The organism is Bacillus sp. AFS059628 (genome assembly GCF_002571225.1).
Taxonomy (GTDB): Bacteria; Bacillota; Bacilli; order Bacillales; family Bacillaceae_G; genus Bacillus_A.
In genome coordinates this window covers 24,886-35,371 of sequence record NZ_NVEC01000063.1, presented here as the reverse complement: position 1 = coordinate 35,371, position 10,486 = coordinate 24,886, and the positions used below count along the sequence as shown (strand labels likewise).

Annotated in this window: 10 protein-coding genes and 2 pseudogenes; 7 read left to right on the top strand and 5 right to left on the bottom strand. The window is 32.3% G+C overall.

Annotation, left to right across the window (positions count from 1 at the left end; genetic code table 11):
* Positions 1-12: 12 nt before the first annotated feature.
* Positions 13-270: pseudogene (locus COL05_RS31990) on the top strand (DUF6843 domain-containing protein); the annotation flags it as partial.
* 73 nt (positions 271-343) lie between these two features.
* Positions 344-1,210, top strand: coding sequence for an MBL fold metallo-hydrolase (locus COL05_RS21505; protein ID WP_098670080.1), 867 nt, complete (start codon positions 344-346; stop codon positions 1,208-1,210).
* Positions 1,211-1,374: 164 nt separating this feature from the next.
* Here COL05_RS21505 and COL05_RS21500 read toward each other — a convergent pair whose 3' ends face one another.
* Positions 1,375-2,316 (bottom strand): nucleoside hydrolase, encoded by a 942-nt coding sequence (locus tag COL05_RS21500; protein ID WP_142337610.1) that lies wholly within the window; start codon positions 2,314-2,316, stop codon positions 1,375-1,377.
* Positions 2,317-2,349: 33 nt separating this feature from the next.
* Positions 2,350-2,952, bottom strand: coding sequence for a DUF2441 domain-containing protein (locus tag COL05_RS21495; protein WP_098670078.1), 603 nt, complete (start codon positions 2,950-2,952; stop codon positions 2,350-2,352).
* A 210-nt stretch (positions 2,953-3,162) separates the two neighbouring features.
* On the opposite strand from COL05_RS21495, the gene COL05_RS21490 reads away from it, so the two are divergent.
* Positions 3,163-3,648 carry a DUF2798 domain-containing protein gene (locus COL05_RS21490; RefSeq protein WP_098670077.1) on the top strand — a complete coding sequence of 162 codons (486 nt, stop codon included), beginning with the start codon at positions 3,163-3,165 and terminating at the stop codon, positions 3,646-3,648.
* Positions 3,649-3,978: 330 nt separating this feature from the next.
* Here the strand turns inward: COL05_RS21490 and COL05_RS21485 are convergent, their stop codons facing one another.
* Positions 3,979-4,335, bottom strand: coding sequence for a PH domain-containing protein (locus tag COL05_RS21485; RefSeq protein ID WP_098670076.1), 357 nt, complete (start codon positions 4,333-4,335; stop codon positions 3,979-3,981).
* A gap of 735 nt (positions 4,336-5,070) precedes the next feature.
* On the opposite strand from COL05_RS21485, the pseudogene COL05_RS21480 reads away from it, so the two are divergent.
* Together COL05_RS21480 and COL05_RS21475 are read left to right on the top strand one after the other, a co-directional pair.
* Positions 5,071-5,477, top strand: a pseudogene (locus COL05_RS21480) (GNAT family N-acetyltransferase).
* 66 nt (positions 5,478-5,543) lie between these two features.
* Positions 5,544-6,197 carry an MBL fold metallo-hydrolase gene (locus tag COL05_RS21475; protein WP_098670075.1) on the top strand — a complete coding sequence of 218 codons (654 nt, stop codon included), beginning with the start codon at positions 5,544-5,546 and terminating at the stop codon, positions 6,195-6,197.
* A gap of 123 nt (positions 6,198-6,320) precedes the next feature.
* On the opposite strand, the gene COL05_RS21470 is transcribed toward COL05_RS21475, so the two are convergent.
* A complete protein-coding gene (locus tag COL05_RS21470) occupies positions 6,321-6,944 on the bottom strand; it encodes a TetR/AcrR family transcriptional regulator (protein ID WP_098670081.1) in 624 nt (207 codons plus the stop codon).
* 117 nt (positions 6,945-7,061) lie between these two features.
* Between COL05_RS21470 and COL05_RS21465 the strand changes: the two genes are divergently transcribed.
* Positions 7,062-9,293 carry an MMPL family transporter gene (locus COL05_RS21465; RefSeq protein ID WP_098670074.1) on the top strand — a complete coding sequence of 744 codons (2,232 nt, stop codon included), beginning with the start codon at positions 7,062-7,064 and terminating at the stop codon, positions 9,291-9,293.
* 48 nt (positions 9,294-9,341) lie between these two features.
* Here COL05_RS21465 and COL05_RS21460 read toward each other — a convergent pair whose 3' ends face one another.
* Complete coding sequence (locus tag COL05_RS21460; protein ID WP_098670073.1) at positions 9,342-9,512, bottom strand: DUF4021 domain-containing protein; 171 nt, start codon at positions 9,510-9,512, stop codon at positions 9,342-9,344.
* A 199-nt stretch (positions 9,513-9,711) separates the two neighbouring features.
* On the opposite strand from COL05_RS21460, the gene catA reads away from it, so the two are divergent.
* Entirely contained in the window at positions 9,712-10,362 is a 651-nt protein-coding gene (gene catA / locus COL05_RS21455; protein WP_098670072.1) for a type A chloramphenicol O-acetyltransferase, read from the top strand.
* The last annotated feature ends 124 nt before the right edge of the window (positions 10,363-10,486 follow it).

Here is a 10,486-nt window from a genome sequence, read left to right as displayed (position 1 = left end):
TAAAGTTTCACTTTATATTACACAGTAAATAAAGAAGGTCAGCGTACAAAAATTGATTCGAGCTGTATACACTTTGCTTCAACTGGAAGTAGAAGCGAAAATTCGTGGGAATTTCCAGTTGCAAACTTAGAAGTAACTCGTACAGCATGTTCTCAAAAATTTTCAACCAATGGCAGAGAGGTACCAGAGAATCAAGAACATCCTGCTGAAAAGAAGATGAGAGATTTAATGCAGCATGTACAAGAACAGTATATGAATAAAGTGAAATAGTTATTATGTTAGATCACAGAAATTTAAAAGTGGTGAAAATTGAAGAGAATAGTAGTAAATGGAGGAGCAAATTATGCAGCAAATTAAAAAAATAGGAAACTCATTTTGGTATATGACACCTGTTTCTGAAACAGATAGACCTATATTAGGAATGGTAGTTGGAAAAGAAAAAACGTTAATGATAGATGCAGGGAATTCAGAAGAACATGCACAATTATTTTTAGAAATGCTAAAAGAACAAAATGTATCAAATCCGGATTTCGTAGCATTAACGCATTGGCACTGGGATCATATTTTTGGATTGCCTGTACTACAAAATGCATTAACTATTGCGCATGCTGAAACGAAAAAAGAAATGCAATCACTAGTATTTTATGAATGGACAGATGAAGCGTTGGACGCACGCGTAAAAGAGGGTACTGAAATTGCATTTTGTGCGGATTGCATCAAAAAAGAGTTTGAAGAAAAAGAGAGGAATATTAAAATTATTCCTCCAACCTTAACGTTCCAGGATCAAATTGAATTAGACCTTGGTGAAGTGACATGCGTGTTAAAACATGTCGGCGGAGATCATGCACATGATTCAGTTGTTATTTACGTGAAAGAGGAAAAGATATTATTTTTAGGAGACTGTATATATGCAGATATCTTTTCTTCAAAGTGGAACTATACGACGCAACGAACGTTTAAATTAATAGAAGAGTTGGAGTCGTTTGATGCTGAAACATATATTCTTTCTCATGGTACAGCTATAAGTCGGGATGAACTTTTACAAGAGCTGTATTTGCTAAAAACAGTAGGAACATATACAGAAGTTCATAAAGGCGATGAAGAGAATATAAAGGAAGCGTATAAACGAGACGTAAATAGAGAATTAAATGAAGATGAAATAGAAACAATAACGTTTTTTGTAAATGGTTATGAAATGAATAAACTGTAAAACACAACATGAATCAAATATAATTAAATTGCACAAAAAGAGTATTGAAATGTAATTCAATACTCTTTTTAATAGTTAAATATGTAGTTTTAACCAAATTCTAAATATGGGAGTTCATCGTCTGAAGCAATGTCATTCTATCTATTTTTCGTATAGATAGAGGTTCAAGTAGAGGCTTTCTTTGCTAATTCAGTTATATAGTTAAAAAATCCATTGTGGTTTACATCATATACTACATTTACAGGTCGTCCATCAACAGTTTCCATTGTACGCCCCTGGCTAGGTCCATTTGTATGAACAATACTATTAATTGTTTGTAATTTTGCAAGATCAGATTTTCCTACAAACGCAGCAGTTAATACATCCCATAAATAGTAAGTAGAGTTCGTTGAGAAGTGAACGAGAGGAGGGACCATTGCATAGCATTGACCAAGAAAATCAATTCCAATATATTTTCTCTCTGTTGCCCAACGTTCACGTATGTCTATAGTTAATGGAACTTGGTTTGTACTTTCTAACGTTACTAAGACGATTTCAATTTTTGATTCCCATACACGTGCTACTGCCTCAGGATCCCAAAATGAATTCCACTCAGCTGTTCCATCATGTTCTGGTTCATGTACATTGCCGGCAGTACGAAATGTGCCTCCCATCCAAATAAGACGTTCAATTTTTTCTTTGATTACTGGTGCTTCATATAGTGCACGCGCTAAATCGGTAAGAGGACCCGTAAATAATAAAGTTGTTTTCTCTTCAGTTTGTAGTAAAGTTTCAATTAAATGATGATGTGCAGGTTTTTCTGCTACGGGTGTTACAACTTTTCCAGACTCATTTAAAATTGGTAAAGCATCTACATAAAATGCATGCATCCGCCAATCTTTTGGAAATGGATTTTGGGCACGGGAATTTGATGCGGCTACTTCAATATTTCCTTTGCCGAAGCGATCAATAATTTTGCGACTTGCAGACATTGCTGGTTCTAAATAGCAATCTGCAGGGATAACTGAAACCCCTGTAAGCTTGACATTATCCATCTGAAGTAATAAAAATAGTGAAATTAAATCATCTATACCACCATCATGATTAAAGTACACTTTTTTCATCATTGTAATCTCCATCCTATATGATTTAGTTAGGAACTAAATATAAACTTCGGAAAAATCATCAATAATTTCCATTACTTCAATTTTTCCATTGATTAGTAACTCAGGAAGTTCATTACTGACGTTTCCTTTCCAATACTCTCTAGCTTGTTCAATTTTTTGAGAGAAAGGAATACCGTCTTCTTTCGGTAAAAGATTTCCGTTGCCTTCAAACCAATTTCCTATCACTCGTAGTTTAACAATCTGCAAAACTTCTCGATTATAGGAATCAAATAATGCTTTCCATTTTAAAGCATCTTCATAGCTCCTTGCAGCATATAAACAAGACAACCTTGACGGATAATCAGGATACTCTTGTAGCCTAACCATCTCCACAATTGTTTCTCTAACGGCTCTAATTGTTTGATCCATATAATCCATAATTACTGTAGCATTTTCATTCTTTATATGTAATTCTTCATTTGTATAATGTTCTTTTAAAATTTGGATTGCATCTTTACCGTTAGAATTTAAATGTTCTCTTTCAAAAAAGAAATGAAATAGGGTATTCTTTTGATTTTTATCGAAATGCATGATTTGTCCAATCTTCATTTTTTTCTTTGTTACGATGTGATATGCGCAAAACTCTTGTTCATACATAGTTATCCTCCTAGTAGTAATGTAATTCAATGTTACATATAATAATTCAACATTGAAATATATAAAACCTTTATAAGTAAAAGTGCGAATTTGAGCAGAAAGGAAAGAAAATATGATAACGCTTTAAATTTGTTCACAAAATGTTCACTTACGAAGAGGTTTCCATAATCGATATAATGACAAAGACTTAAACAGAAAGGATGATAGAAATTGCCAACAACAAGAAAGGAAAACCTCCAGTTTGGTATGATGATGTGCCTTGGGATGGTTATTGTAATGACGTTTTATAATTTATTGATGAACGGAACAGGGGGACAAATTCATATTAAGGAGATCGCATTAGAACTAATAATTGGCTTCATTATTGCACTATTAATTGAAATATGTATCGTTGGACCTTGTGCGAAAAAACTTGTCTTCGCGTTACCATTTGATAAATCGAAAAAAGTAAATGTTATTATTGCGATGGCGACAGCTATGGTTATTGGAATGGTTTTCTTCATGTCGTTTTATGGTATGGCTATGATGTATTCGCATAATGGGTTACATGGTGAATCATTCGTTTCAATGTATTTCTCGATTTTTATTAAAAACTTCATTATGGCGTATCCATTACAATTAATTATTATGGGGCCGCTTGTGCGTTTCTTATTTGGAAAGTTTGTTTTGAAGAATAAATCTGTTAATGTAGCATAAACTAATATATATATATATATATATATATTAGTTTATAAAAAATATATAATATTAATTCGATCTATTGAATGATTGTTGCATGCTGATTTATAAAATACGTTTAGTTAGGTTAAAAATTTGTAAAAATAAAAGGGCATTAAGAGTCAAAAGAAAAAATATAAGTATGGCTATGTGAGAGAATGAGATTTTAAAGCGAAACAGTAATATTAGAAAGAGGGTTGCAATTGCAACTCTCTTTCCACACTTCTATAAGATTTTCCATATCTTGGAATATGATATATATAAGAGTAAGTGTAAAGAAATCAAATGATTATATGTGCATTGATAGGTTTATTGCTTCGATTGAACCAACTCAAAAAAGGATTGTACGTTTTGTGGATTTGAAAAATTGTCAAATACAATAAAATCGTCTTTATAGTTCATAGTTATTTTTTTGATAAAGGGGATCGCAGACATTTCTAGCACTATCCCATCTGTATGATTGAAATTTTGTATCTCGGTGTATAGAAATTCCCATTTTAGTCCTTTTCCAAACATGGCATCAGAGCAGAACAATAATTTTTTATTTGTAGCAACTAAAATACCAGATCGGCTCATATAACCAAAATTTATTACGCAGTAGAGTGTAGAAAGAATATTTTCCTCATTGTTTAAGTATTTTTTTATTGTACTTAGATTTGCCTTCATAAGTAGGTCTCCTTATCGTTGAAAGAAAATTTTATAGTTATTAAATTTATTTTATCATATATTATTCTTAATAAATTTATAATCGTATAAGTAGAAAAAATTTCGCTAGAATGGGAATGTGTAGTGCTGACTTTTAGGTAAAGGATGAGAAGAGAGCCCGTATCAGTTTCTTGTACAATAAAAAACAAAGAATAGTGGTATATGTGTGTAATATGGCGTAAATACATTCTAGATAAAAGGTAAACGAAATTAGATTTTATACTTTGAACCGTTTTAATGGAAGCGGGAACCGATTCAATCACTTCCCGATAGTTGAGTTTTTGTAATGAAGTAGATGATTGTAAGTAATGGTTTTAGAAAAGGAGAATATGACCGGAAATTAAAATATTACTAAATATACGTAACTAATGAATACAATGTCTTTTTCAGTTATTATGATGTAAATAATTTTATGATAAAATCTTTTACATAATAAAATAAAGGGGTAGTATTCAATGGGTTATTTCTCAAATGGTTTATTAGTTCTGTTTGTGCTTATCGTATGCAGTTGTATAATTTTTGGTTGATCATATAATGAGAGTCTTATACAAAGGAAGTTATCTTAAGTGAGATAACTTCTTTTTATTTTATGTTAAGAAGGAATTATCTTGTTCTTATGGAAGTTTGTATAAATTAATTTCATATTAAAGATAATTGTATGAAATAAAAACAAAGGAGAAAATAAGGAGTATTTACATGAATAATAGTATAAATTACAAAATAGAACACCCAACAAATTTCAATGGATTATTAACTGTATATGAATCTTTAGGATGGAATTCTCTTCAATTAACGGTTAACGAGTTAGAACAAATGTGTAAACAAAGTTGGTATGCGATATATGCTTTTGATGATAAGAAGCTAGTAGGGATGGGGCGTATTATATCAGATGGTGTAATAACAGGCGTTATTTGTGGTGTTTGTGTATTACCAGAGTATCAGTCCATCGGTATTGGAAAAGAAATAGTAGAACGATTAATCCATCACTGCGAACAAAACAAGGTTATTCCCCAACTTATGTGTGTGGAAAGTTGCAATCTTATTATGAATCTATAGGGTTTCAGGCATTTTCTATTGGGATGAAAAAACATATTATAAGATAGTAGAGCTTTATATTTCCAGTTTACTCGTACATATCTTCACACTTCAGGATAAAGGAGAGTTGCTATATGGAGATTGCTAAAGGGGTAGAAATGTTACAACTTGAGTTTCAAGAATTTATTATTCACCCAATTCTTTTATGGGATGATGAAATGGCAGTTTTAATAGATACTGGTTTTCCTGGACAATTTGAAGATATACAAGTAGGGATGGAAAAGGTTGGGGTATCATTTGAGAAGTTAAAAGTTGTGATTTTGACGCATCAGGATATAGATCATATAGGTAGTCTTCCGCAATTATTGCAACACTGTGGAAGTAATATTAAAGTTTATGCGCACGAGTTAGATAAGCCATATATTGAGGGGAATTTACCTTTATTGAAGGATGGAAAAATTGAGAGTCCACCAAAAGGAAAAGTGAGTAATACTGTGATTGACGGGCAAGAACTTCCGTATTGCGGTGGGATACTAATTCTACATACTCCAGGGCATACGCCGGGTCATATTAGTTTATACTTGAAACAAAGTAAAACTCTTATTGCAGGAGACTCGATGTATAGTGTGAATGGAAAGTTAGGAGGAATTCACACCCCAACAACTTTAAATATTAAAGAAGCACAGCAGTCTTTGAAGAAGTATTTAAATTTAGATATTGAATCTGTAGTTTGTTATCATGGTGGATTAAGTAAGGGGAATATAAATATTCAAATTCAAAAGTTGTAAAGATAGGAAGTGAAATTTTTTTGTTAAATAGTGCTAAAATATAATTTAATTACGAGTATATAAATAATAAAAAAGCATGTTTGANNTCAAACATGCTTTTTTATTAAATGGAATCTATTCATATTAACGGCCTAATCCGTTCCAATAAAAAGAAACAATTTCTTGTGCTAATTCATCTATATTTGTAAGAATAGGATTGTGATTCTCATCTTTAAAATTCCCAATTGATAATAAAGATACGAATGCATGAGCCACAAACTTAGCGTTTCCTTTTGGGATTTCTCCAATTTGCATCGCGTTATCGAGTGCTTTTTCTAATACTTCATACATGTTGTCTTCAGCATTTTTTAATTGTTTTAATTGTTCTTCAGATAACGATAGCTTTGCATCTTTCATAAAATTCTTCATATCAATATCCATTGTTGCGTGTAAGTAGACTTTAGCAAAGTCCAATAACCTTTCTTTTAAAGTTTTATTTGTAGAAAGGATTTGAGACATATTCTCGCGTATACGTACCATCATTTGAATCATAGTAGCGGTAAATAAATCTGCTTTTGTTGAATAGTAATAGTAGACGGTTGCTTTCGTAACACCACAAACTTTTGCGACTTCATCCATAGAAACGACTTGATAATTTTGAGTAAGAAATAGCCGAGTTGCCACTTCCAAAATGGTTTCTTTTGTAGATTTTGTATTTTTATTTTGACGAGGCCTTCCAAGAGGACGTTGTTTTTGTTCCAAATCTATTCGCTCCTGACATGTATTGTTGAGATAATTATAACACAAATTTTTATTCATTCTTGATTAATTAACCGACCAGTATATATAATTAATAGTGGAAGAGAAAAGGAAGGTGGGGTTTTTATGAAAAAGCACCCGTTACATATGTTAGGGAGGCTTGTAGCAGGGAAGCATACACAATGGATAACTTTATCGGTATGGATTCTTATTACATTAGTACTTTCATTTACGTTACCACAAGTAAATAGTACGAAAGAACCGAATCCGAAAAATTTACCTGAAACAGCTATGTCGCAGCAAGCGGAAGCACTTATGAAAAAAGAGTTTCCGAATAATGCCGGGAATCCTTTATTAGTAGTATGGTATAGAGATGGTGGATTACAGTCGCAGGATTATAAACTCATACAAGACGTTTATAAAGAGTTAAAAGCTAGTCCTTTAAAGGAGCAATCAACATTACCACCATTTGATAAAATCCCGGAACAAGTATTATCAAAAAGTGCATCAAAAGATGGTACATCATTTGTTACACCAGTATTCTTTAACAAGGCTGCTGGAACAGATATATTAAAAGGAAATCTTGATGATTTAAGAAAGATAGTGAATAGTAAGGTGGATGTAGATCCATTTAAACAAAAAATAAGTGATTCTGGGTTACATGTTCGATTATCTGGACCAGTAGGCATTCAAACAGATGCAGTTAGTTTGTTTAGTCAAGCAGACGTGAAATTATTAATTGCAACTGTACTACTCGTATTAGTCCTATTAATTTTACTGTATCGTTCACCAATTTTAGCAATTTTACCTTTACTTGTTGTTGGCTTTGCATACGGTATTATTAGTCCGACGCTTGGGTTTTTAGCTGATCACGGATGGATTAAAGTAGATGCACAGGCGATATCAATTATGACTGTACTATTGTTTGGTGCTGGAACGGATTATTGTCTATTTTTAATTTCGAGATATCGGGAATACTTGCTAGAAGAAGAAAGTAAATATAAGGCATTGCAACTTGCAATTAAAGCTTCTGGCGGAGCAATTATAATGAGTGCATTAACTGTTGTACTTGGATTAGGAACATTATTACTTGCTCATTATGGTGCCTTTCATCGATTTGCAGTGCCATTTAGTGTAGCTGTATTCATAATGGGAATTGCTGCTTTAACGATTTTACCAGCGTTATTATTAATTTTCGGTAGAACTGCATTCTTCCCATTTATACCGAGAACAACTTCGATGAATGAAGAATTAGCAAGAAGGAAAAAGAAAGTAGTAAAAGTTAAAAAATCAAAAGGCGCCTTTAGTAAAAAACTTGGGGATATTGTAGTACGAAGACCGTGGACAATAATTATGCTCACTGTATTTGTATTAGGTGGATTGGCATCATTTGTACCACGTATTCAATACACATACGACTTATTAGAATCGTTTCCTAAAGATATGCCTTCACGCGAAGGGTTTACGTTAATTAGTGATCATTTTTCAGCTGGTGAACTAGCGCCAGTAAAAGTTGTTGTTGATACGAAAGGAAAAGAGCTTCCTATAAAAGCAGAACTAGAGAAAATTTCTTTTGTAAATACAGTTAAAGATCCAAAAGAGGGTAAAGAAAATAAGCAAATACAAATGTATGAGATTTCCTTAGCTGAAAATCCATACTCAATTGAAGCGTTAGATCAAATCCCTAAATTGAAAAACAGTGTAGAAAAAGTATTAAAAGATGCTGGGATTAGTAATGCAGAAGATCAACTATGGATTGGCGGAGAAACAGCTTCATTATATGATACTAAGCAAATTACGGAACGTGATGAAGCAGTTATTATTCCAGTAATGATTAGTATTATAGCTTTATTATTACTGGTTTACTTACGATCAATTGTTGCGATGATTTATTTAATTGTAACTGTTGTATTATCGTTCTTCTCAGCACTAGGAGCAGGGTGGCTATTACTTCATTATGGTATGGGAGCACCGGCCATTCAAGGTGCGATACCGTTATACGCATTCGTATTTTTAGTTGCTTTAGGTGAAGATTATAATATCTTTATGGTTTCAGAAATATGGAAAAACAGAAAAACACAAAATCATTTGGATGCAGTGAAAAATGGGGTTATACAAACAGGTAGTGTCATTACATCAGCAGGTTTAATTTTAGCAGGAACTTTTGCGGTATTAGGTACACTTCCAATTCAAGTTCTTGTTCAATTTGGTATTGTAACTGCAATTGGTGTACTACTAGATACATTTATTGTTAGACCGTTACTTGTACCAGCAATTACAGTTGTTCTAGGACGCTTTGCTTTTTGGCCAGGAAAGCTTTCAAGAAAGAGTGAAGAAGTACAAAAGATGGATGTATAGTTAAGAAAGCCAAGGATAATTTTCCTTGGCTTTTTTCTATGTAGTACATTAATTTTTTGAAGTCAAATCTTCAGTTTCAGCGTGATCAGCATCTTCAATAGCAGTTTCTGGCATTCCATATAAGCCGTTCATTGCTTGTTCTTCGATATTAAGATTTGCAGTATTATTATTTTGAATAGGTGTAGCGTTTTCGGTAACATTTTCTTTTTTATTATTCATGTAGGCATCCTCCAAATTTCATTTGATTTATGTATAGTATGTGGTTGGATTTCTAGAAATATGTGAATAGATTTTTGCATATGTTATATAATTAAATAAAAACTTGAGGATAAATTTAAATTGTAAGGAGTGAATAGGTGTGGTGAAAACAAGAAAGTTAGCCTTCTAAAATAAAATGACATTTTAGGAGGCTATTGAAATGAGGTTTCATATAATTGACAGAGAAAATTGGAATAGAGAGCAGTATTTTGAACATTATTTAAAGTTGAAATGTACGTTTAGTATGACTGTGAATGTTGATATCACGAGGTTATTAAAGGAATTACATCAAAAGGGAATAAAATTTTATCCCGTTTTTATATATTTAATTTCTAAAGTAGTAAATAATCATAAAGAATTTCGAACATCTTTTAATGATGAAGGGGCTTTAGGATATTGGGAGAAAATGATCCCAAGTTATACAATCTTCCATAAAGATGATAAATCTTTTTCAAGTATATGGACGGATTATTCTAGTGATTTTCACATTTTCTATAAAAACTATGAAGAGGATATGAGGTTGTATACTAATGTTCATGGTCTCTTCACGAAAGAAAACATTCCTCCCAATGTTTTTCCGATTTCTAGCATACCTTGGGGTAGTTTTACTGGATTTAATCTAAATATTAATAATGATGGTGATTTTCTATTACCGATTATAACTTGTGGGAAATATTTTAACGAAGAGAATAAGGTTATGCTACCAGTTTCATTGCAAGTACATCATTCGGTTTGTGATGGGTATCATGCGAGTCGATTTATAGAAGATTTACAGAAGTTAAGTAATAGTTGCAACGAGTGGCTTAAGTAATATTTAATTATACACAATTGAACATGAATAAAGGAAGAGAACATGTTTATATATAGCATGGTCTCTTTTTATTTATCCCGCATTAACGGGCAGTAAGACCCCCACTCAAAATACAGCGGAAGCA